Origin of the sequence: Apilactobacillus ozensis DSM 23829 = JCM 17196, assembly GCF_001435995.1 — a bacterium.
In the GTDB taxonomy this organism is placed as follows: domain Bacteria; phylum Bacillota; class Bacilli; order Lactobacillales; family Lactobacillaceae; genus Apilactobacillus; species Apilactobacillus ozensis.
In genome coordinates, this window is record NZ_AYYQ01000036.1 from 49,129 (window position 1) to 69,670 (window position 20,542).

At 30.0% G+C, this 20,542-nt stretch carries 30 protein-coding genes and 2 pseudogenes; 11 read left to right on the forward strand and 21 right to left on the reverse strand.

Translation table 11 applies throughout. The features are described from left to right. Both FD06_RS07755 and FD06_RS06890 read left to right on the forward strand, forming a co-directional pair. Window positions 1-491: pseudogene (locus FD06_RS07755) on the forward strand (homoserine dehydrogenase); the annotation flags it as partial. Next, window positions 488-1,789, forward strand: coding sequence for an amino acid kinase family protein (locus FD06_RS06890; protein WP_056967012.1), 1,302 nt, complete (start codon window positions 488-490; stop codon window positions 1,787-1,789). The pseudogene FD06_RS07755 and the gene FD06_RS06890, both read left to right, overlap by 4 nt. Before the next feature lie 55 nt (window positions 1,790-1,844). Here FD06_RS06890 and FD06_RS06895 read toward each other — a convergent pair whose 3' ends face one another. Next, window positions 1,845-2,201: a hypothetical protein gene (locus FD06_RS06895; protein ID WP_054658177.1), complete on the reverse strand. Its 357-nt coding sequence runs from the start codon at window positions 2,199-2,201 to the stop codon at window positions 1,845-1,847. Between the two features lie 62 nt (window positions 2,202-2,263). Between FD06_RS06895 and FD06_RS06900 the strand changes: the two genes are divergently transcribed. Then, window positions 2,264-2,701, forward strand: a complete 438-nt coding sequence (locus FD06_RS06900; protein ID WP_056967014.1) for a GNAT family N-acetyltransferase — start codon at window positions 2,264-2,266, stop codon at window positions 2,699-2,701. Window positions 2,702-2,731: 30 nt separating this feature from the next. On the opposite strand, the gene FD06_RS06905 is transcribed toward FD06_RS06900, so the two are convergent. The 3 genes from FD06_RS06905 to FD06_RS06915 all read right to left on the reverse strand — a co-directional run bounded on the left by FD06_RS06905 (window position 2,732) and on the right by FD06_RS06915 (window position 4,058). Then, window positions 2,732-3,082, reverse strand: a complete 351-nt coding sequence (locus FD06_RS06905) for a hypothetical protein (RefSeq protein WP_056967016.1) — start codon at window positions 3,080-3,082, stop codon at window positions 2,732-2,734. Continuing rightward, window positions 3,075-3,473, reverse strand: coding sequence for a TetR/AcrR family transcriptional regulator (locus FD06_RS06910; RefSeq protein ID WP_056967018.1), 399 nt, complete (start codon window positions 3,471-3,473; stop codon window positions 3,075-3,077). The genes FD06_RS06905 and FD06_RS06910 overlap by 8 nt, the downstream gene beginning before the upstream one ends. A gap of 72 nt (window positions 3,474-3,545) precedes the next feature. After that, window positions 3,546-4,058 carry a hypothetical protein gene (locus FD06_RS06915; protein WP_054658182.1) on the reverse strand — a complete coding sequence of 171 codons (513 nt, stop codon included), beginning with the start codon at window positions 4,056-4,058 and terminating at the stop codon, window positions 3,546-3,548. Window positions 4,059-4,209: 151 nt separating this feature from the next. On the opposite strand from FD06_RS06915, the gene FD06_RS06920 reads away from it, so the two are divergent. Both FD06_RS06920 and FD06_RS06925 read left to right on the forward strand, forming a co-directional pair. Next, window positions 4,210-4,836 carry a hypothetical protein gene (locus FD06_RS06920; protein WP_056967021.1) on the forward strand — a complete coding sequence of 209 codons (627 nt, stop codon included), beginning with the start codon at window positions 4,210-4,212 and terminating at the stop codon, window positions 4,834-4,836. A gap of 118 nt (window positions 4,837-4,954) precedes the next feature. After that, the gene (locus tag FD06_RS06925; RefSeq protein WP_054658189.1) at window positions 4,955-5,917 is read left to right on the forward strand and encodes an NAD(P)H-quinone oxidoreductase; all 963 of its coding nucleotides are present in this window, start codon (window positions 4,955-4,957) and stop codon (window positions 5,915-5,917) included. Between the two features lie 40 nt (window positions 5,918-5,957). Here FD06_RS06925 and FD06_RS06930 read toward each other — a convergent pair whose 3' ends face one another. From FD06_RS06930 to FD06_RS06950, 5 genes are all read right to left on the reverse strand, one after another. Next, on the reverse strand, window positions 5,958-6,983 hold the full coding sequence (locus FD06_RS06930) for a threonine aldolase family protein (protein ID WP_056967023.1): 1,026 nt from the start codon (window positions 6,981-6,983) through the stop codon (window positions 5,958-5,960). A gap of 124 nt (window positions 6,984-7,107) precedes the next feature. Further along, window positions 7,108-7,404: a putative quinol monooxygenase gene (locus FD06_RS06935; RefSeq protein ID WP_054658191.1), complete on the reverse strand. Its 297-nt coding sequence runs from the start codon at window positions 7,402-7,404 to the stop codon at window positions 7,108-7,110. A 15-nt stretch (window positions 7,405-7,419) separates the two neighbouring features. Continuing rightward, entirely contained in the window at window positions 7,420-7,665 is a 246-nt protein-coding gene (locus FD06_RS06940; RefSeq protein WP_056967025.1) for a YciI family protein, read from the reverse strand. A gap of 15 nt (window positions 7,666-7,680) precedes the next feature. Next, window positions 7,681-8,229, reverse strand: a complete 549-nt coding sequence (locus FD06_RS06945) for an NAD(P)H-dependent oxidoreductase (RefSeq protein WP_056967027.1) — start codon at window positions 8,227-8,229, stop codon at window positions 7,681-7,683. Between the two features lie 15 nt (window positions 8,230-8,244). Further along, entirely contained in the window at window positions 8,245-8,697 is a 453-nt protein-coding gene (locus FD06_RS06950; RefSeq protein ID WP_054658193.1) for a MerR family transcriptional regulator, read from the reverse strand. A gap of 163 nt (window positions 8,698-8,860) precedes the next feature. Here FD06_RS06950 and FD06_RS06955 point away from each other — a divergent pair, with 163 nt between their 5' ends. Continuing rightward, entirely contained in the window at window positions 8,861-9,379 is a 519-nt protein-coding gene (locus FD06_RS06955; protein ID WP_056967029.1) for a hypothetical protein, read from the forward strand. A 366-nt stretch (window positions 9,380-9,745) separates the two neighbouring features. On the opposite strand, the gene FD06_RS06960 is transcribed toward FD06_RS06955, so the two are convergent. Genes FD06_RS06960 through FD06_RS06970 form a run of 3 tightly spaced genes read right to left on the reverse strand, consistent with a single transcriptional unit; the run spans window position 9,746 to window position 12,099 of the window. Further along, window positions 9,746-10,150 carry a MerR family transcriptional regulator gene (locus FD06_RS06960; RefSeq protein WP_056967030.1) on the reverse strand — a complete coding sequence of 135 codons (405 nt, stop codon included), beginning with the start codon at window positions 10,148-10,150 and terminating at the stop codon, window positions 9,746-9,748. A gap of 11 nt (window positions 10,151-10,161) precedes the next feature. Continuing rightward, window positions 10,162-10,758 carry an NAD(P)H-binding protein gene (locus FD06_RS06965; RefSeq protein ID WP_056967032.1) on the reverse strand — a complete coding sequence of 199 codons (597 nt, stop codon included), beginning with the start codon at window positions 10,756-10,758 and terminating at the stop codon, window positions 10,162-10,164. Between the two features lie 15 nt (window positions 10,759-10,773). After that, entirely contained in the window at window positions 10,774-12,099 is a 1,326-nt protein-coding gene (locus tag FD06_RS06970) for an MFS transporter (RefSeq protein WP_056967034.1), read from the reverse strand. Between the two features lie 180 nt (window positions 12,100-12,279). On the opposite strand from FD06_RS06970, the gene FD06_RS06975 reads away from it, so the two are divergent. Further along, window positions 12,280-13,476 carry an ArgE/DapE family deacylase gene (locus tag FD06_RS06975; protein WP_056967036.1) on the forward strand — a complete coding sequence of 399 codons (1,197 nt, stop codon included), beginning with the start codon at window positions 12,280-12,282 and terminating at the stop codon, window positions 13,474-13,476. 425 nt (window positions 13,477-13,901) lie between these two features. Then, entirely contained in the window at window positions 13,902-14,108 is a 207-nt protein-coding gene (locus tag FD06_RS06980) for a hypothetical protein (protein WP_054658765.1), read from the forward strand. Window positions 14,109-14,567: 459 nt separating this feature from the next. Here the strand turns inward: FD06_RS06980 and FD06_RS06985 are convergent, their stop codons facing one another. From FD06_RS06985 to FD06_RS06995, 3 genes are all read right to left on the reverse strand, one after another. Beyond that, on the reverse strand, window positions 14,568-14,777 hold the full coding sequence (locus FD06_RS06985) for a hypothetical protein (RefSeq protein ID WP_056967038.1): 210 nt from the start codon (window positions 14,775-14,777) through the stop codon (window positions 14,568-14,570). 529 nt (window positions 14,778-15,306) lie between these two features. Continuing rightward, window positions 15,307-15,501, reverse strand: a complete 195-nt coding sequence (locus FD06_RS06990) for a hypothetical protein (RefSeq protein ID WP_054658769.1) — start codon at window positions 15,499-15,501, stop codon at window positions 15,307-15,309. 27 nt (window positions 15,502-15,528) lie between these two features. Beyond that, window positions 15,529-16,128 (reverse strand): hypothetical protein, encoded by a 600-nt coding sequence (locus FD06_RS06995; RefSeq protein ID WP_056967040.1) that lies wholly within the window; start codon window positions 16,126-16,128, stop codon window positions 15,529-15,531. A gap of 84 nt (window positions 16,129-16,212) precedes the next feature. On the opposite strand from FD06_RS06995, the gene FD06_RS07000 reads away from it, so the two are divergent. Together FD06_RS07000 and FD06_RS07005 are read left to right on the forward strand one after the other, a co-directional pair. Further along, on the forward strand, window positions 16,213-16,473 hold the full coding sequence (locus FD06_RS07000) for an antitoxin (protein ID WP_054658775.1): 261 nt from the start codon (window positions 16,213-16,215) through the stop codon (window positions 16,471-16,473). After that, complete coding sequence (locus FD06_RS07005; protein ID WP_056967042.1) at window positions 16,466-16,792, forward strand: type II toxin-antitoxin system mRNA interferase toxin, RelE/StbE family; 327 nt, start codon at window positions 16,466-16,468, stop codon at window positions 16,790-16,792. Before FD06_RS07000 ends, FD06_RS07005 begins: the two co-directional genes overlap by 8 nt. A 96-nt stretch (window positions 16,793-16,888) precedes the next feature. On the opposite strand, the gene FD06_RS07010 is transcribed toward FD06_RS07005, so the two are convergent. Next, window positions 16,889-17,335: a hypothetical protein gene (locus tag FD06_RS07010; RefSeq protein WP_056967043.1), complete on the reverse strand. Its 447-nt coding sequence runs from the start codon at window positions 17,333-17,335 to the stop codon at window positions 16,889-16,891. Window positions 17,336-17,441: 106 nt separating this feature from the next. Between FD06_RS07010 and FD06_RS07015 the strand changes: the two genes are divergently transcribed. Next, a complete protein-coding gene (locus tag FD06_RS07015; RefSeq protein WP_054658781.1) occupies window positions 17,442-17,801 on the forward strand; it encodes a hypothetical protein in 360 nt (119 codons plus the stop codon). A 64-nt stretch (window positions 17,802-17,865) separates the two neighbouring features. Here FD06_RS07015 and FD06_RS07020 read toward each other — a convergent pair whose 3' ends face one another. From FD06_RS07020 to FD06_RS07035, 5 genes and pseudogenes are all read right to left on the reverse strand, one after another. Then, a complete protein-coding gene (locus tag FD06_RS07020) occupies window positions 17,866-18,270 on the reverse strand; it encodes a hypothetical protein (RefSeq protein ID WP_054658783.1) in 405 nt (134 codons plus the stop codon). An 84-nt stretch (window positions 18,271-18,354) separates the two neighbouring features. After that, a pseudogene (locus tag FD06_RS07830) lies at window positions 18,355-18,462 on the reverse strand (zinc-ribbon domain-containing protein); the annotation flags it as partial. Window positions 18,463-18,493: 31 nt separating this feature from the next. Continuing rightward, the gene (locus FD06_RS07025) at window positions 18,494-18,865 is read right to left on the reverse strand and encodes a hypothetical protein (protein ID WP_056967045.1); all 372 of its coding nucleotides are present in this window, start codon (window positions 18,863-18,865) and stop codon (window positions 18,494-18,496) included. Window positions 18,866-18,939: 74 nt separating this feature from the next. Then, entirely contained in the window at window positions 18,940-19,731 is a 792-nt protein-coding gene (locus FD06_RS07030; RefSeq protein ID WP_054658787.1) for a replication initiator protein A, read from the reverse strand. 470 nt (window positions 19,732-20,201) lie between these two features. Continuing rightward, window positions 20,202-20,528 carry a hypothetical protein gene (locus FD06_RS07035; RefSeq protein WP_056967046.1) on the reverse strand — a complete coding sequence of 109 codons (327 nt, stop codon included), beginning with the start codon at window positions 20,526-20,528 and terminating at the stop codon, window positions 20,202-20,204. Window positions 20,529-20,542: the final 14 nt, after the last annotated feature.

The following is a 20,542-nucleotide window of genomic DNA, read 5'->3' on the forward strand; positions in this document are numbered from 1 at the left end:
ATGCAGTTAAGTTAGTCGGTAAGAGCTATCGTCAGGGCAATAATTTTAGTTATGTAGTAGAGCCAACCCTATACAAAGCTGATGCGACTGAATTTAGTGTTAGCAATAATCTTAATTTTATTAAATTAGTCGGTAACTATATTGGCGAACTAGCTTTCATGGGCCAAGGTGCTGGTAAGTTACCTACTGCAAATGCAATCATCCAAGATATCAATGATATTCAAGAAAATTGTATTAGTAAGAACTATCCTCTGGATAGCAAAATTAATATTAATAATGACATTGCCCAAGGCGAATACATCATACGGACCAAAGCACCAATTGATAAATACTTCGATAAAAACCAAGTTATCAAATCAGATAATGGTTATTACAACATCAAAAATATTTCAGTGGGTGTTTTCCATAAGATTATTAAGAAACTACAAAAAATCGATTCTAATCTTTTCATGGCAAACATTTCTTCTAAACTTGAGGAGGCTAACGTATGATTTTAGCAAAATTTGGTGGTAGCTCAGTCGCTAATAGTCATCAATTTAAAAAAGTAAAAAATATTGTAAATTCAGATGCAAATAAAAAATATGTAGTGGTTAGCGCTCCTGGAAAAGATGAACAGCATGCTTTTAAAATCACTGAACTTTTAATTAAGTTGTATCATGCCCGCCCCAATTCAATTAATTTTAAAAATTTACATGCAGAAATTATGCAACGTTTTTATAACATTATTGATGAACTCAATTTAGATAAAAGTTTAAAATTGTTGGTAACAAATACTTTCAGTAATGTAAAAAAACTAAGTTACGCAAAATTAGTTTCTCGCGGTGAGTATTTAAATGCTCAAATTATGGCTAACTACTTAGGCTGGCATTTTGTCGATACTAATGATTTCTTAATTATCGAAAATGGCCAAATTAATTACGTTGCTTCTCAATTACGGTTAGCCAACATTATGCATAATGACGATAAAATCGTCTTTCCTGGTTTTTATGGTGTGAACTTTAATGGCGAAATTCAATTATTACCCAGGGGTGGTGGTGATACATCTGGAGCAGCAATTTCGAATTTATTAGGTGTTGATAAATATGAAAATTGGACTGACATTGATGGAATTCAAGTAGTTGATCCCCATATTATTAAAAACTCAGTTAAAATTGATAGTTTGTCATACGACGAACTACAGGAATTATCCTATATGGGATTATCAGTATTTCAAGAAGATTCAATTAATCCACTAAAAAATAAAAATATTCCTCTCGTAATTCGTAATACGAACCATCCCCACCGCCTTGGTACTACCATTTCTAATCAAAATTCTAGTAGTGATATCACTGGTGTAATTGGCGATCAGGAATATAGTCTGATTAGCATTAAAAAGTATGGCCTAGCTAAGGAAACTAACAATATGATTGCTATTTTAAATGTACTCAATCAATTCAATCTTGAAATAAAATGTATGGTCTCAGAATTCGATTCAATTAACTTATTTGTCAAAAATATCGAAAAAATAGGGCAGTTAGAAGCCTTCTTAGTTAAGAATAATATTAGTGCTAAAGTGCAATCAAACATTGCCCTGGTTGCGGTAATCTCTCAAAAAGTTCTGGCTAATAATAAATTGCAGCGTCGCATTATTGATATTTTAGAAAAGCACCACATTAATTCATTTATGTTTAATCAAAGTAGCAATGATATTAAATTTTTATTTGGTATTTATGCTAAAGATTATCAACGGGCCATTAAAATAATCTATCAAAGTTTGTTTGAAAAAAATTTGGTAACTCAAGCATTATAGTAAATTATTAAACATATATTTATGTAAAAAAGCTAGCATTTTGAATGCTAGCTTTTTAGTCACACGACTTATTAAATATCTTAGGATTAAAGTTCTTAAACTCAAGCTGATGCTTATCATTTACTTTTCCAACAATATGCTTAGTTTTGCTACTATCTTTCAAATCTATAAAGATTGATTTTCGACTTTGTGTATAGTTTCCAATTACTGTACTTTTAGAATTACGATTATATGTATATAAAATTGCATCATGATTAGAAGCAAGTGTTAAAGAATAAACCTTCCCCTTATTAGAACTTGTATAAACACCAGTTATGTTAGGTGTATAGCTAAGCCACCATAAAAATCCTGCTACTATGACCAGCAAAATTAAAATTAATTTAGGAATATTTTTATTAATATATAAAACCACCCTTTTATTCTATAATGTAATCGGTAGGAGTTTAACACAATTAAAGTTAAGGGGTCAAAATAATGCTAATAGTTAAAAATACTAATGATTTAACTCCAAAGGAACTAGTTAAAATTTTTATGTTGAGAACCAGTGTTTTTGTCGTAGAACAAAATTGTCCTTATCAAGAAGTCGATACAGATGATTTAAACGATATTCATGTTGTACTGGTGGATGATAAAACAAATAATATTAATGCATATACCAGAATTATCGATCATGATAAATATGTATCTTTTGGTAGAGTTATCGTTGCTAAAAACTATCGAAAACAGGGACTAGGCAATAAAATAGTTGCTGAAACGCTCAATGTTATTAATAAAAAATATCCTAAGCTACCCATTAAAATTCAAGCACAAGCCCACTTGCAAAAATTTTACGGAAGTTTTGGATTTAAAAGTACATCTTCTACCTATTTGGAGGATGGCATTCCACATATTGACATGGAAAAAATTGAATAAGCAAAAAAGAGTGGTTGTTACCACTCTTTTTTAGTATAAATTATTAATTAACTTCTCTATTTCATTAGCATTTTCAATTCCCAGAACTAATAAATCATATTTTTCATGATTTAAAGTTATTACCAGCGGTGTTTCACTTTTGGAAACGTTCCAGAAACTTTTCTCACCATCTAGTTGGAAAACACCACACCACTTTTGTCCTGAAACTGACAAGCCTGGACGCTTTAATCCTTTATAAGTATGAACTATATCTTTATCTATGGTGGCACCATTAATATGTTCAAATGGAATTGTTAACTTATTGGTTAATGAAAAAATCTTATCCAACGAGCTAGGTTCAACTATCATTTTATTACCCTTTAAAGTGATTTTATTACTCATGTTTGTCATCTCCATTAATTTTACTGCGTTGAATTATCATTTTTCCTAATTTATCACTCAACTCAGCATCGTTAACATCTACAAAGATAGCTTTTAATTTATCTCGCACGAGTTGATCTTGTGCAGATAATTCCATCATCCCTATTAAAATAATCTCCCATGTATCTTTATCATGTAGATGTTGCTTTAGACATGTATCTAAAACTGACACAAACATTGAACGTTTACTGCCAAATTCGGCATACAAACTCCCTCTCAACAATCCAGTAGCTTTAACTAAATCATCTAAAGAAGTTGCTTTATAACCATTTACTAAAAAAACTTGTTTCATTTTCTGAATGATATTTTTTACATCATATGTTTTTCTTCTTCCCATATCGCTATCATACATATTGTTGACTAATCAGTCAACAATAAAATAATAAAAATATGTTCTCAAATAAATGAAAACATATTCTTAGATTTACAGTATCACCACTGACATGAAATATATCATCAAGGTTAGTATCAGCCATAAACGATAATTACTAAATGCATGCACAGCCGCATATTGCCAACGCTTAGCAAAAGATCCAGTTTGATTTTCTTTCAACTTTATAATTTCATAGACGTACATATATAACAGATAATTACTCATGAGCATTATGAAACCAATAAAGAAATAAATAAACGCCCAACTAAGCACAAAAGATTTTAAAACTGCAATTCCTAAAGTTACAAAGTAAGAAATTCGGATTAATTCAAATCCATAGATAAATAGTAAAACAAATTTATTTTTAAATAATGACGCCACAATGTATAACAGTACTACTAAAAACACTTCATGTGCCCCATCAAATAATCGACCTAAACTGAAACCCAATTCAGGTGTTGGGCCATCTAAACCAGGTAAATTAGAAAAGATTATAGTTACTAAAAAAATGGCTAACACACTACCAACGTTGGTCAAGGGATGTGATTTCATTTTTTCTATCATAAATTATCACCACCAATCTAGTTTAAATGGTATTTTAGTTTATTTATAATAAATTGCAACTTTAGTGTTGTATAATTCTCAAAGTAATATTACAATTATATGTATAAATTGTTACGAAAATGTTACATAGTTTTTAGAAAGCGTGATTATCATGAAAAATATTGCTAAATCAATTTTATTTTTAACAGGAACAACTATTTTAGCACTAAGCTTAACCGTTGGCGTTAAAGCAGACAATCAGTCTATTCAGAAATGGCCTGCGGAACACATTTATGTAGATAAAGCTGTAACTCATCGCCTGCAACAAGAAGGCTACGCATATCGAATTAGTTCATCATCACGCGATGACATTCAAATTTTAGGCCAAAAAAATAAATATAATAAAAAAATAGCTAACAAAATTGTCAAAGATAAAATTAATTTTAAGGTTAAAAAAGTTTGGGTATATAGTGGTGCGACTGGTTCTGAAAGTATTGAATTAGTCTCTAAAAACAATAAATACCACGTTAGCGTGGACTATATCATCGATTACTACCATAAAGACACTAAAATTAAAGCTTTAAAGCCAGTCATTAAGCAGGAATTACGCATGTTAGATAAGAATGAACGTGGCAAACTATTTCAAAAGGATTTTGCTAAATTAAACAAATTAATTATCAAAATTAAGAATCCTAATAATCGTCAGATTGCGGAAAAATCATATCAACAATTACAACAGTTCGTTAAAAATAATAAATACGACATTCCATCTATTTTAGTAGGACAAGGATTTTATTAATAAAGCCTATGATAACCAACTTTACGGAGTTGGTTATTTTTTGTGCTTATTATTTGATAACTAAAAAAATTACATTTAAAGTTAGTAGTATAAATAAAGTTCACGAAAGGAATAAATTATGAAAGTTATTACGTCTAAAAGTGTTAATAAACGCAAAGTAATTGAAAACGCTGATATTCCAACTATTGTTGATGGTCAGGTACTTATCAAAGTCCATAATGCTGGAATTAATCACATTGATTTAACGCAAGCCCAAAATTTTAAAAAAATTGATGAAAAAATCTTAGGAGTAGAAATATCGGGTGAAATAGTTGCTAGCAAAAGTGACAAAGTTGAAGTTGGTCAACGTGTCGCTGCATTATTAGATCAAGGTGGCTATGCTGAATATGTGGCTACTAGTGCTGACCGTATAATTCCAATCCCCGATAACATTAATTACCGTCAAGGTGCTAGCATCCCTGAAAGTTACTTAACTGCCTACCAAGCATTATTTAATATCGGTAATTTACAATCTAATCAAAGCGTACTAATTCATGCTGGAGCGAGTGGTGTTGGTGTAGCTGCTATTCAGTTAGCTAGAGCGATTGCTAATGCTAAAATCATTACTACTTCCAGTAGCAGCAAAACTAAGATTTGCATCAATAATGGTGCAGATAACGCAATCGACTATAAAACTCAAGATTTTGCCGAAGAAGTGGCCAATCTAACTAACACACAAGGTGTTAATTTAATTTTAGATTTTATTGGAGCTAGCTATTTTCAACAAAATATTGATTCATTAGTAATCGATGGAAAATTGGTATTGATTGGAAATCTTGGTGGTAATGAAGTTAAAAAAGTCGACTTATTGCAACTAATGATAAAACGTTTATCAATTACCGGAACGCTCTTGTCATCTCGTTCAGATGTTTATAAAGCGGATTTAATTGCTAAATTCAATCAAAATACTGCCGAAGCTTTTAAAGATAAATCTTTAACACCTAGTTTTAATAAGGTATTCCAGATGGAAGACGTCAAATTAGCTTACGATTACATTAAATCTGGTCAAAATATTGGGAAAGTTTTATTAGAAATGGAATAAACAAAAAGTCACCACTATCGAAATAATAGTGATGACTTTTTTAAATTAATTTCAATAATTCTTGTACATTTTTTTCAGGCGTTGCCCAACAAGTTGAAAATCTAATGACTGAATGCGTATCATCATATCTCAGCCAACGCGCAAACCTTACTTTTTGTGCTAAAGCTTTAATTTTAGTATCTTCTACAATAAAAAATTGTTGATTGGTATCTGAATTTAAATATGGACGATAACCTTTTTCAAGGAATCCTTTTTTAACTATTTGGGACATTTCATCGGCATGTTTACTTAATTCAAAGTACAAATTATTACTAAACAATTCTAAAAATTGAATTCCAATCAGACGACCTTTCGCTAACAAAGCCCCATGTTGTTTTATGGTAGTAATAAAATGTTTAGGCTCATTATCACTGGTAAAGACCACTGCTTCTCCACATAAAGCCCCTGTTTTAGTTCCACCAATATAAAACACGTCACATAGTTGCGCTAATTCTTTAAATGTTATATCAGATGCTGAACTCATTAATCCATAGCCTAAGCGTGCTCCGTCAATAAATAACGGAATTTGATACTCTTTACAAACTTGATGCAACTCGGTTAACTCTTTTTTACTATAAATCAATCCATATTCAGTCGGATAAGAAATATATACCATCCCTGGAAACACCATAAATTCGTGATGGTCATCATCATAAAAAGTTTCTAAATATTTGCGAACTTCCGCAGCTGTTAATTTACCATCAACCGTAGGCAATGATAATAATTTATGGCCAGTATATTCAATAGCACCAGCTTCATGCACGTTCATATGGCCCTTATCAGGTGTAATGACCCCTTCATATGGTTCTAATAAGGCATCAATAACGATTTGATTAGTTTGAGTTCCACCTTGTAAAAAATGAACACTTGCACTGGGATTATCAATTACAGTTTTAATTTTAGCTTTAGCTTGCGCAGTAAAACTATCTTCACCATAACCAGCTTCTTGATGCATGTTGGTTTCCACCAATTTTTGTAAAATTCGGGGATGCGCACCTTCCGAATAATCATTTTCAAATGAAAGCATGTATATTCCTCCGCATAATTATTTATGAATATATATTATTATCAAATAATTATTCAATGTCAATATATTTGAATAATTATTTATAAATGTATTAATAATTATTGTTCAGAAATAATGATACATTTTAATTTTTATGTCTGGTAAACATTTCAACATGCATACTCAATTTATATTTATCTCTCAAATGAGCGATTTCACTCATCATATTACTTTTGTGATGGGCATCTAAATCATCAGCTGTTTTCCATTCATCTATTAATAATAAAGTCTCTGAGTCATTTATCGGAGAAAAATAATCGTACTTAATGTTGCCAGGCTCATTCCTAACTTTTTGAACTAAACCACTATTTATCATATCTTTATAAAATTTATAAGCTGAACCATTGTTACCTTTATAATATATGTTAATTACCAAACTCATCAAAAAACTCCTTTTTTAAACATTAATTTTTATTTTATTAATATCATAATCTGCATTTTTAGGATAAAAAATATCTTTAGAAAGAAGCTCTTTTACCCTAACAATACTATCAACGTTTAGAATTAAAAAACCCGAATGAGTTTTATCTTCATATGCTCCCGATAGAAATAAATGGTTTGCTATAGATTTTAACCAATCACGATGCATTTTTATTTTACTATCAAAATTATTATCATTAATTCTAATATTAACTAAATACATAAAAAGCTCCTTTCTTTATTCAAAATGACCTAGCAAAGATATATTTTCATTATTAATATACTTTAAATATACTTTCGATTGTTCTGATAACTTTTCATCATTAATTGACGATGCACCCGTTGTTACAAATGGTTTTAAAAATTTTGCACCAATTAAGTTACTAGTGGCTTGAAACGGTCTTAAAAAATCATTTACCGTGTATCCAAATCCACTTTCACGTCGGTAATATTCATCTTTTGCTCCGGGTGAAACTGCTATTAATATTTCTTTTCCTTTTAAAGCATTACCTTTAGATCCATAAGCCCATCCATGTGTTAAAACGTCGTCCAACCATTTTTTTAAAAGCGAAGGACTACTATACCAATACATAGGAAATTGTAAAACTATTCTATCAGCATTTAACAACTTCTTTTGCTCTGTTTCAATATCAATATTAAAATCCGGATACAAATCATACATATAACTAATCTTAATATTAGGCTGATCAGATATTCTATCAGCAAGACATTTATTAACATGTGAGGTTTTAATTGTTGGATGAAATACTAAAACTTGGACTTTCATACGTTATCAAACTCCTTAGTGTTTATGTGTTAAATTTTGCTTATTCTTATTATCTTTTTCTATTTCCTTGGCTATTTCATATTCTTCAAAATAACTTTTGTGCTTTTTTATCTCGCCACTATTATAAAGTGCAATCTTACTATTTAATCGGTCAATTGATTTTTGAATATCATTTTGCTTACTAACTAAAATATTAACCTGGTCTCTTAATAAATTTTCACGAGTTTTTAAAGTAGCATCACCAGCTTGTAAAAGCTCAACGTATTCATACAAAACCTCAATAGATATTCCCGAATGCCTTAAACATAAAAGCATTTCTAACCATTTTTGCATTTTATCATTATAATATCGATTACCATTACTTTGACGAGGTACACGTGGCAATAAACCAATTCTTTCATAATATCTAATTGTATTTTGATTAATATTATATTTATTGCTGATTTCTGTAATCGTTAAATTTGACAATTTAATGTCACTTCCTTTCTAAACCTTTAAATGAATTATATTAGTTTGACTAAGGTCAAAGTCAACAACAATTTTTAAATTAATTTTTTATATTATTAATTATGTTCTATAATTAATAATATAAAAATTAAAAAGGCGACAATTAACAGAAAGGCGTTCAAAGTTGCTAAAACATAATGAAAATGAAGACACTAAAATCAAAACCAAAAAGCGTGTATTGTCAGTAGATAAAAGATTTTTAACGGATACTTTTTTATCCATTTATTATGATTTTCACAACGGTAACTGGAAAAATGGTATGTCTTATTTCAGTAAACATCCCGAAAAAATAGTCATTAAACATACAAAGCGTGAATATATAAATACATTAGATGAACTAGAACACATTAAAACTAAGCATACTGTTAAATATCCACTAATTAAAATTACAAAGTATATTACTTCTGGATACTTATTAACTTTTTTATATCAGTATATAAACAGTCTTTCAAAAAAGTGGCTTTATTTATTTGCATTTTTGCCTGGTTTAATTGTTTTTTTATCTGTAATGATTCCATCTTATCTTTCTGATTATTTTGATTACATGAATCCCTTAGCAAAAATTAAAAATCGAATCTATTTTGAAAAATATTTAAGACAATGTATCAATAAAATTGATCAAAGTAAAAAAACAATTAGTTAAAAATAAATTTCAATTAAACATTACATTAAATAAAAAAATAAGCATCTTAAAATCTAAAAACTTTTAAGATGCTTATTTTTATAAATTATGATAAAGATATTTCATATAGAATCATATGGTTAGCAGAATTAGACAACCCACCTATATAAATAGTTTAATCTCCAAAACTTCTAACATAGTAAATTTTTGCACCATTATACTTGTTACTGGATTATTGGAAAATTTTATCGAATCTATGATTAATCAAATACTCATAGGTTCTATAATTGATAAAAATTCTTCTCAAATTCACATCCCTATTCAAAGCTGAACAAAACTGTGACTACATGGAAGTTCATACTGAACAGTGATTAATTGATGATAAATTCAATTATTAAGTATATCTTTGTTTTCAGCTTGCTTTATTTCTGATTCTAGCTGAGCTGTGTGGTCATAAAAGTTAGTGATTTTATAGTCTAAATGATTAATCGCTAGTTGGATGTCATCCCTTTTTTCTTCCATAATAGCTTTTTGTTCTTTTAATAGTTGAAGCTCTTCTTTTTGATGATTTTGCATTGAATCAAAAAGTTTAATATATTTTTTTAGAGCTTCAATAGTCATGCCAGCTAAACGCATTGTTTTAATAAATTTAATCCTACGTATCATATGTTCGTCGATATCTCTAACACCATTTTTGTCACGGCTGATATATGGAATTAGCCCTTCTTTTTCATAATATCGGATAGTTGAAGAAGAAACACCAGTAATCTTATAAGCTTCTTTAATGTTCATTATATTCCCCTCTATTCTGGTCGATTAATTCCTAAACTTTCATGATTAGCATAGTTTAAATTAGTTAAAGTTTTACTTGCTAAATCGGCAATCGCATTCCTAGATACATTATGTCCACCAAACGGACTCCCCTTAGCTGTAATCTCATATTCATCATCTCCATTATCAAACCAAGCGGGTCTAATAATAGTGTAATTTAAATCACTATTTTCTATAATTTTAGCAGCTTCTTGATATGGTTTAAGCATTGCATTAAACTTAACATTTCCCATCGCACCAATTGTATCAGGAATTTCATTATATATTCCCATTGAAGCAATAAAAACTATTTTTTTAACGGAAGTATCAATAACAACCCTAACTATATTTTTTATCATTGCTGGTAAATCCCCGATTAACGCAATAAAAACTGTATCAATATTATTCATAGCAAATTTTAAATCATTGTAATTCATTACATCACCATTAATTCTAGATACATTATCCAGCTTAGGTAATGTAGTTGCTTTTCTGGAAAACAACGTTAAGTTTACATTATATTCATTAACTAACTTGTGAGTTACTGCTTTACCAATAGAACCTGTTGCGCCAATTATTAAAATATTCATAATACATATACTCCTTTAATTTTTTTGAAATGAAATATTAAATACTGCTATTACAGCAATCAACATCAATCCAGTTATAACAATTAATGAATGATTAAATGATTCAACCGGAGAAACATAGTGTCCAGTCAAAGCGATAACTACAGACAATCCAAATGAGCTACCGACTTGATGAACCGTATTTACAACGCCTGAAGCTGCACCTGATATTTTTGCATTGGTATTAGCTACTCCAGAAACTGTTAATGGGCTTAAAGAAAAGCCTTGACCAATTCCAATAATAACCATAGGAATGCCTATTGAAAGCCAATATCCATTTTCAACTCCAATTAGCGTTCCCGTTAATAGTCCTATAAAAGTAGTGATAACTCCAAATAGTAAAAACTGTTTATTGCTATACTTATGATTCAATCTAGTTAATAACGTTGCACTTAAAAATTGCGGAATAGTTTCAGGTAAAAAGCCGATTGCAGCTAAAAGCGGTGTATATCCATAAACTTTTTGCATTGCTTGTGGAGTTAAAAAGAAATAGGCAATCATAGCACCTAAGAAAAAGAATCTAGCAATATAAGCACTACTGCGCTCATTACTTTTAAATATTTCTAATGGCATGATTGGATTATTACTGCGCTTTTCTTGCAAAATAAAAATAATTATAAATAATATTGATAAAGCTAAAAATATAAATCTATTCTTATTGACAGTAATACTATAAATAAGTGAACTCAATCCCAAAATTGACCACAATGAGCCTAGCCAATCTAAAGATTCTTTAATTTTGGTATCTTCCTTAACATACTTAATAGTTAAAATCGACATAATAATTCCTATGGGTACATTTATAATAAATCCATATCTCCAAGAAAAGTAACTGGCAATTAAACCACCAATCACCAAACCTAAACTGGCTCCCAAACCACCAGTCGCTCCATAGTATTCAATAGCCTTAGTTCTCGTTTCGTCATGATAATTATCCATTAACAAAGCTAAAGTTGTGGGAGCTAAAATTGCGGATCCTAATCCCTGAACAGCACGCATCAAAATAATCATTAGACCATTTATAGATAAGCCTACCATTAAAGAACCTACGCTAAATATAATCAGGCCCAGCAAAAAAATTACTTTCCGCCCATACACATCTCCAGCCTTACCCGCTAATAATAAAAAGCCACCAAATGTTAAAGCATAAGCATTAGTAACCCATGATAGAATTTGTGGGCTTAAACTTAATTCATTAGATATTTTAACTGTACTAGTAAAAATAAGTGAATTATCTAATAAAATCATAAAATAGCTTAATAGAATTATAGGTAAAACAATTCCAAATTTATTTCTATTCATAATACTAAAATACTCCTTTGTAATTTGTAAGAGTATCGTAAACCTTAAAGCTAACTTCAAGTCAAATAAATAATCATTAAAGTAGATATTGTTGTATATTAAAAAGGTTTTATCAGGTACGTAATCTAAATTAGCAATTTACAGATAAAAATATGCTAAGATTAAGCTGACTTATGAATTATGAAGGGACTCTTAATTACGAACAATCAAGAAAGAATATCAATTTTAGAAAAAACAGTTTCAATAAATACCGAAAATAATAATGAAGAACAACTGGCTAATTACTTGCAAGATTTACTTAATCAACATGGCATAAAATCAGAAAAGTTGCCTTTTGCTCCTAATCGATCTAACTTAATAACTTCGATTGGCTCTAATGAAAGTAAAAGTATATTAGCATTGACTGGCCATATGGATACCGTGAACAGCGGTGAAATTAGTGCTTGGAAAAATAATCCTTTCAAGTTAACTGAAATTAATGATAAATTATTTGGTCGCGGAACTTCTGACATGAAAAGTGGCTTAATCGCAATTGTTATCGCTTTAATTGAATTACATGACGAAAAAATATCTATTCCTGGACAAGTTCGTCTAATCGCTACCGGTGGTGAAGAAAAAGGACAATTAGGCGCTGCAGATTTATTAGGTCGCGGATTAATTCAAGATATTGAATCATTAATTGTCGCCGAACCTTCGCGCTTATCTAATCCCACTGGTGGCAAAGAAACTCAGTTTGCTATTTTTGCTCAAAACGGTGTCTTAGATTATGAAATAGTTTCACATGGCAAATCAGCGCATAGTTCAATGCCCAATTTAGGTATTAACGCTATCGATAATTTAAATTACTACCTAAATCAACAAAAGCAATACTTTGATGATTTGATGAAACATGACGATAAGGTTTTAGGAAAGATAGTCCCAGTAAACTCCATGATTACCGGTGGTGAACAAATCAACTCAGTCCCTGAATATGCTAAACTTACCGCTAAAATTAGAACTACTAAATTATATGATGCCGATAAAATTATTAGTGACCTGAAAGCGTTGATTGATAAAATAAATCAACTACCAAATATGAACTTAGAATTCAAATTGTTGCGTAAATTATCACCCGTCATTACTAATACAAATTCTAAAATTATTAACTTAGTTTCTAAATATACACCTGAATTCTTTGATCAAAAAATAACCCTAAGAACCGTCGCAGGCACTACAGATGCAGCTACATTTGTTTCTGAAAACCAACACATGAATATCGTTCAAGTTGGACCAGGTAATGAAAGCAGTCATATGGTGAATGAATATGTAAATAAATCTGCATTTATCAATTATATTGATTTTATTAAGAAAATAATTGTCGAGTATTTTAAAAATTAATCAATAATTAAAGAGCCATTGGAATATCTCCAGTGGCTCTTTTTTATAATAAAGTTGGTGCTTATTTTTTTAAATATTTATAACACATTAGTATAAAGAAAACACTAAAGACGAATGATAATGCTTGTACTAAATTTTTTATAAATGGAGTATTACCTATAAAAACAAATATAAACAATGGTAATAAGAATATAACTATTAGATACAATATAATCACTGAAATAAATTTATTTATCATAAAATCTCCTAAATATGTATTTCCATAGAGCTTAACATACTAAAATAATGTTGTTAAACCTATAGTCATAAAATAATTATCTTATATACGCATTAACCCAGTTATGGTAGAATTTTTATTGTATTTATAAAAAATTATGGTGCCATTAAATACAATCACAACATTTAAAATATAAAGGGAGTCAAAAATGCTGTTTAAAATTATATTCGGTTCGTTAAGTGGAACTGTTAGATTGGCTGTAGCTATTATTGAAGGATTATTTTACATTGGTTGCTTAATTGTTTTGTTTCAAATTTTGAATTATTTCCACGTTTGGATTTATCTTTTAGAATTTTGTGTTGGTGCTTTTATGCCTTTGGCTGTTTGGATTTGGATAAAAACGTCAGATAAATAAAATTTTTGTACAATTTAAAGATTTGATTGAAGGAAACTATCTAAATGTGTGAAATAAAGTTAACAAAAACTTGCAGAGTGGCTTATTTGAACAAGAATCACTCCCGCGTATGCAGGAGTGATCCAAGAATAAGGCATTATTAGGATTAACTTCTGCTTAGGCATCCAAAATTATTTAGGCATTTACGATATTTATTTTTCACTTAAAGCTAAGCGTAATGACACATGGATATCTACTTAATTTAGAAATGAAATCCACTTAAAATAAGATACATAAAAAGGACAGTAGCTCATTTATTTGAGTTACTATCCTTTTTTGCTTTGGTCAAAAGAGACCCCTATACAAATACCTACGCCTATACATAAAGATAACCAGATTATGTTATTTAAAATAGTGTTCAAAGCAGATCCTAAAGAACACCCTAACGAAATACCTATAATTAATCCGTAATGCTTATCGTTATTTTTCTTCCCCATTGTTTTTCTCCTTAATCCATGTAAATATTTTTAAACAATATGAAGATAGCGAACCGCTGAATATAATAATTAAAAATCCTAGAGCGAAAATAAACATTTCCAAGTCTCCCGAAATTAAAAATGAACTAAATAAGCTTATAGTAAATCCTAAAGCCTTGAAGAAAACGACAAGTCTTTTTTTATATGATTTCATATTTTTCTCCTCGATCAATTTAAAAAATGCTAGCAAATTAAATACTTTAAGTCAAATATAAAAAGACTATCAGCTCATTATTTGAGTTGATAGCCTGTTTAAAGTTATTAACATAATTTTATTTATTTAATTTTTCATAACCAAACATTGTCAGGTACACAATGTAAGAAAACATTGGAAACAAGTAGATTATAGTCATCCCAGAATCTTTATTAGTAGTTAAAGTGAGGATTACAAACACAATTGTAGCTACAGCAAAAAACGCTTTTATTTTTATATTTATAAACACAATCATCATTATTATAGAAACAGAAACCATGCTTGCTAATAAATTAATAGTAACTATATTATGAATCTGATTACTTGTTAGATAATTACTTCCAGAATCCCACACGATAAGTAATGGGAAAATACTGGAAAAAATATATGCAAGATTAATAATTATTATTAACGTATTTACTATTATCCTACGTATTTTAATATGAACTTCACTCCAACTGGTATTATGATATTTCTATTTCTCAAAATATTAATTTTTATAAAAATAATCTAAAATTATTATCCCAAAAGCAGCAGTTAATGCTGCCGCAATTGCACCTAAAGTTCTTGGAAACCAAACACTAAAATTAGTTAAGAACCTACTTGATATTGAAAGAACAAGATTACCAAGAAAGATAGCAAGCAGTATAATTGAAAAGTTTAAGCATGCCTTAGTTTTATTCATAAAATCTCCTCTAAACCATTAAAAAGTTTATTCAGTTATTTGTTTACGGACAATGTCCCATTTCCAATGAGGATTGGCACCTGAATAATGATAAACTCTTTTAACTTGATGCTTGCCAAGCATCACAGAGAATAAACTACTATTAAACTTATTGCCAGAATAATTACAAAAGGCTTCAAAAACCTTGTTCCCTAAGGCTATGATAGGCGCATCGTCAGCTATACCTACTTCACGTATTCGTTTCAAAAAACGCTCTACATTGGAGTTATCCAACTTAACTTTTTTAATATCGCTGCTGACTTCTGAGCTTAAGTCAGTCATGTAACTTCCCCAAAATTTAGTACCGTATAAAACTGAAGCTAATCGAGCATCTTGGCTGGACTTTGGACCATGAAAGTTCATCATTTCCCCTTCTGGCAATAAATCTCCAGGGTTACATGCGACTACCACAGCATTCATATTTCTGTCTTCAATCCAATCATAGTTAAAAAAATTAGACTTATAAACATTTTTAAAAGCATTAACTTTATCATCTGGATTTAAAGAATCGAAATTTTTAATATCAGGCGTGTTCCAAATAGCTAAACTTTCTATTCTTTCATAACTACTTTTATCAGACATGTCCATACGTATCACTCCTATGTATAGTTTAATCTAATGCTAACATAAATTTAAAAAATTTATACCTCTACAATACATAAAAATAATTAAATTACATATTTTGATATACTAAAAAAATATTTAGATCAAATTAATGAAGATAACGAAACCGTGTATGTAACTAGAAGTAATAATGAATCAGTTGCTGTAGTTAATCAAAATAAATTAAATTGGTTAGAAAAATATGCTAGATCAGAAGAAGGCTCTAGAGAACATGCTATTGCAAGAGATCAACTAATTAGGCAAAAATTTATCTCTCCTGATCCAGTAGTAAAATCTGATGATAACTACTGGGGCCAATTCTATGAGTAAGCTAAGATTTAGACCTAGTAAGGATTTCAATGTTGAATTAAAGAGATTAGCTAAGTTAGATAAATCAATTGTTTCAGAAGTAAAGTCCGCCATAGATATACTATTGGAAAACTATGAGCTACCAAGTGAATTCAGAGATCATCAATTAAATGGAGAGCTAAGTGACTACAGGGAGTTTCACATTAGAGACACACCCAAAAATAAAAAGCCTTCCGAAATTAACGATATAATTATTACTTATTCTATTAATTATGGTGATCTAGTTTTAACTGCAATCCATATCGGTACTCATAAAAAAATTTTTAATAATAAAAATTAAAACATCAAAAAGGCTCAGACTTTAAATATCTGAGTCTTTTATACTTCACTTACTTTTTATTTTGCAATTTTAATTCATTCTAAAATTATACCATTATTACTTACTCAATTTTCGTATCAGCTTTTTTGGATGGTTGAAAGTATGAAACTCTTTATTGGACACTCTAAAGGTAACTGGTCCAACTATTCCAGCGATGTTGCTAACAGTCATGTATTTTACGTTCGAAAAAGCTTTCATTGTTACATTCACATTACCCTTGTTTTGATGCATTAAATATCGATAAATAACTTTAGCGTGATCAGAAGTTTTCACGGGCTTGGAATCAACTGAGTCCCCACCCTTATCGCCTACGAAGTCTGAAAAATACGCAATACTTTTAGCATTACTCAAGGTCTTAATTAATTTATCATGACGATTATATATTTTCACATAATCATGGCCATGTGCATTAGTTTGCTGCTTGCCACAACCAGCTAGACCAATACCTAAAAGTAGTACAAAAAATAAACTTGACCAACATACTATTTTCTTTGAAAATTTCATTTCAATCCTTCTTTATTAAAAAATAACTTATAGAAACATTGTATCATTGTTAAGTGCTGTTATTGTGATAAAGGATTTAATTATACATATCAAAGGAGATGATAAAATGAAGAAATTATTAATTGGATTAGTATGTTTACTTTCATTAACTATGATGGCTATGAGAACCAGTGTAAGTGCTAGCAGTAAACCAGGCTTTAATTCTAGCTACTGGAACAAGGCTAGAACTGTTAAGGTAACTAAACAAGTTAAGGCACAGCTAGTAACTTTAAAAAATGGTAGTTGGGCTAACAATACTACTATTTTAAAAACTAAGTTATTGAGAAAAGGCAGCATCATTAAAGTTCAAAATGGTGGCGCTAGTTGGGGCTGGATAATAACTGGTAATGGCTTTAAGCATTCTCACAAATCATTTTGGGAAATGAGTAAGCAACTGAATACTAAATGGTTTAACGTTGTAAAATAGGTAAACCAAAAAAGCCTCACTACTAAAATTAAGTAGTGAGGTTTTTTAAATCTATATATTTAAGTTAGTATTTATCAATAATTGACTGCAAATTGTTTAGATTCTCTTTTTGATAAGGCGAACCTAGTACTAAATTAGGCAAATAGAACTTACTAGTTTCATTACGCACGGTAAATTGTAGCACTCGGCGTAACATTCCATGCCTAAACTTAATGTTTTGAATTTCGGCTTGCGGAATAAAAATGTTTTTACCATTAAAAAAGCCAAACTCATCTAAATCTAGCATAACAATTCCTTCATCTTCAAATGAAAAAATGAAAAATTTAATCGACAGCATAGCCCAACACACTGATATCAACATCTTTTTCATATCAGCAACTTGACCAATGAAAACATTTTCAATGCCTGTATCCAAGCCCATATTATGCTTATATGTAAGAATATTTGGTGCTTTTAAATCACGATTCAACTTCTTATGGTAATTTTCAGGTACTGGAATATCAACATCTATGTTCTTAGGTTTATTAACTTCCGATGCAACATTAATTTGATAACCACACTTGGGGCAAAATTTGACCCCTGCATTTAATTTATGACCACATTGTTCACAAAAAATCCATAATCGCCTCCAATGTTTATTATAAACATCTAGAAGGAAAATGAATAGCTACAAAGCTTAGCAGTCAGTCCTGTTAGGATTTTTTAGTAATCGTTAACACCGTTAAATAACGCGTATCATCGTACCTACTATACATTTGACTAGCTGTATTATAATTGATTCTAGTGCCACCCATTTTACGACTACCTACGTTAATGGTAAATTTATCAGCAGTAAATGGAGCTAGAAATGCTGATACTTTTTCATCATTAGTCGTTTTTAGAGTTTTAACAATCGTTTGGCCAGGTTGCATATTAGCTGCAATCTGTGGTGCTTGTGAAATAAATTGACTTAATTTTTTAATTCGATAATAATTGATAGCCATCATAAACAGTGTACAAAATATGCACATTAAAACTACGCTAATAATTAAAAAAGCAACAATATGATGATTAAAAAAATCCATTTAATAATCCCTCCAATAATACTAACATCTTATCAGAAAGGACTTTATTCACCAAATTAGCGTAAACGATTCTATTATTGCATTGCTAAATAGGCATTCGCCTGTTCGTCAAATAACTGCATACACGCTCTCATGATGTATCCATTCGGATTATGTGCTTTACGATTAGCATTTACGATAATCGACTGCATACTGGCGGTTAACTTCTCGGTCAGTAAATGATTAATTTCAAACCGAAACGGACTGTATGCATTTTCGATAAAACGACTTGCTCGCTTGCTAACAGCGTGTTTAGCTTTAAAAATTAAACTAGCATATTCATATAATTTATCACGACTGCCAAATGCATACACTTGCAGAATTTCAACTAACCGTTTGGGCAGGCCACCCTGTTGCACTAGTCCTGCTGCTAATGTATCCAAGGCATCATGATTGAGCTTTTCAACGTTATTGTTAGTGTCATTTGTGTCATCTGTAGATTTATTTTGATTAAAAGTGTTTTGATTAGATGTTACTTTTTGGGATTTAGTAATTGTAGAATGTAAACTTTGGGTATTTTTACTAGGTTTAGTATCAGGTAAAAAGATGCGAGTAGCATGACTAAAAACACGTTGCTTAATAATTAGTCCCAACGTAGCTAAATGTTTTAAGATTTTCACAGCAGTATTTTTACCGATGTTAAGCGTTTGAGCTAACTCATCAACTGAATAAATAACATAGTGGGCTTGACGTTTACGATCAAAGAATTCCGAACGTTTTACTGATGATTTCATACGATCCATGATTAATGATAAAGCTAGTTTTTCATCAGAATTAAGTGCTTGATTATGTAAAATTGGTGTTTCAACTTGTATGAATTGTGTCATTTGATTTATCCCCTTTAGATAAAAAAAGAGTGCAACAAGATATACTCTTGCCACACCCTTGCATACATTATGCACAATAAAGATTGAAACCGCCCCTAAAATGTTATATACTCAATTTATAAGTTATATAACTTTATTAAGAGCGTTAAAAGGCGAGCAGGTAGTCGGTTTACTTGTAAGCTGATAGATAATTACTTGCAATAATTATCTATCAACGCTCTTTTTCTATGTAATTTTATATTTATAACTATACAGTAGTTGTCACGAAAAGTGAACTGTTTTTTGTTGTAAATATATTTAGAAAGGAGATTTATGTTTAAATTATTAGCTGCATTACCCACTTTACTAACTATAATTGTTGGTATCATTGCATTTGTAGTCCTATCGTGGATATTGTGGGAGTTAATGACTACCCCACCATATCAGTTGGATTTTATTTTTAGATAACAAAAAAGCTTAAGGCCCTAGAATTAATTGCTTAAGCTTTTATTTTGATTTTTGGAAAATTCAAGATATTCATCAGTTACTGAATATTTATTATTTGACAATTCCAATTGTGGCTTTAAATCACCTTTTTTGAAATAACCCTTTGAGTTATTAACTTTATAGTAAGCAATATCTTTACTACTACCTAAATAGTCCTTATGATGATCAACCATCCCATTTAAAACAGATTTTAAAGTCCCCATTGTACAATCTTCGTCAAGTTTGGAAAATATTTCCTCTATTGTCAAAGGAGTATTGCCACCTGATTGTAAGATATCCTGAACTTTTCTGGATAAAAATTTACGAGTCATTATAATTCATCTCC

Coding starts and splice junctions, on each gene's coding strand:
- FD06_RS06990 (WP_054658769.1), bottom strand. CDS start 15,501: ATGAATAAAACTAAGGCATGCTTAAACTTTTCAATTATACTGCTTGCT.
- FD06_RS06905 (WP_056967016.1), bottom strand. CDS start 3,082: ATGAGTAATAAAATCACTTTAAAGGGTAATAAAATGATAGTTGAACCT.
- FD06_RS06980 (WP_054658765.1), top strand. CDS start 13,902: ATGCTGTTTAAAATTATATTCGGTTCGTTAAGTGGAACTGTTAGATTG.
- FD06_RS06900 (WP_056967014.1), top strand. CDS start 2,264: ATGCTAATAGTTAAAAATACTAATGATTTAACTCCAAAGGAACTAGTT.
- FD06_RS07025 (WP_056967045.1), bottom strand. CDS start 18,865: ATGGATTTTTTTAATCATCATATTGTTGCTTTTTTAATTATTAGCGTA.
- FD06_RS07005 (WP_056967042.1), top strand. CDS start 16,466: ATGAGTAAGCTAAGATTTAGACCTAGTAAGGATTTCAATGTTGAATTA.
- FD06_RS06985 (WP_056967038.1), bottom strand. CDS start 14,777: ATGAAATCATATAAAAAAAGACTTGTCGTTTTCTTCAAGGCTTTAGGA.
- FD06_RS06995 (WP_056967040.1), bottom strand. CDS start 16,128: ATGGACATGTCTGATAAAAGTAGTTATGAAAGAATAGAAAGTTTAGCT.
- FD06_RS07010 (WP_056967043.1), bottom strand. CDS start 17,335: ATGAAATTTTCAAAGAAAATAGTATGTTGGTCAAGTTTATTTTTTGTA.
- FD06_RS06965 (WP_056967032.1), bottom strand. CDS start 10,758: ATGAATATTTTAATAATTGGCGCAACAGGTTCTATTGGTAAAGCAGTA.
- FD06_RS07035 (WP_056967046.1), bottom strand. CDS start 20,528: ATGACTCGTAAATTTTTATCCAGAAAAGTTCAGGATATCTTACAATCA.
- FD06_RS06935 (WP_054658191.1), bottom strand. CDS start 7,404: ATGAGTTTGGTAATTAACATATATTATAAAGGTAACAATGGTTCAGCT.
- FD06_RS07030 (WP_054658787.1), bottom strand. CDS start 19,731: ATGACACAATTCATACAAGTTGAAACACCAATTTTACATAATCAAGCA.
- FD06_RS06910 (WP_056967018.1), bottom strand. CDS start 3,473: ATGTATGATAGCGATATGGGAAGAAGAAAAACATATGATGTAAAAAAT.
- FD06_RS06970 (WP_056967034.1), bottom strand. CDS start 12,099: ATGAATAGAAATAAATTTGGAATTGTTTTACCTATAATTCTATTAAGC.
- FD06_RS06890 (WP_056967012.1), top strand. CDS start 488: ATGATTTTAGCAAAATTTGGTGGTAGCTCAGTCGCTAATAGTCATCAA.
- FD06_RS07015 (WP_054658781.1), top strand. CDS start 17,442: ATGAAGAAATTATTAATTGGATTAGTATGTTTACTTTCATTAACTATG.
- FD06_RS06915 (WP_054658182.1), bottom strand. CDS start 4,058: ATGATAGAAAAAATGAAATCACATCCCTTGACCAACGTTGGTAGTGTG.
- FD06_RS06925 (WP_054658189.1), top strand. CDS start 4,955: ATGAAAGTTATTACGTCTAAAAGTGTTAATAAACGCAAAGTAATTGAA.
- FD06_RS06940 (WP_056967025.1), bottom strand. CDS start 7,665: ATGTATTTAGTTAATATTAGAATTAATGATAATAATTTTGATAGTAAA.
- FD06_RS06930 (WP_056967023.1), bottom strand. CDS start 6,983: ATGCTTTCATTTGAAAATGATTATTCGGAAGGTGCGCATCCCCGAATT.
- FD06_RS06945 (WP_056967027.1), bottom strand. CDS start 8,229: ATGAAAGTCCAAGTTTTAGTATTTCATCCAACAATTAAAACCTCACAT.
- FD06_RS06920 (WP_056967021.1), top strand. CDS start 4,210: ATGAAAAATATTGCTAAATCAATTTTATTTTTAACAGGAACAACTATT.
- FD06_RS06975 (WP_056967036.1), top strand. CDS start 12,280: ATGAAGGGACTCTTAATTACGAACAATCAAGAAAGAATATCAATTTTA.
- FD06_RS06960 (WP_056967030.1), bottom strand. CDS start 10,150: ATGAACATTAAAGAAGCTTATAAGATTACTGGTGTTTCTTCTTCAACT.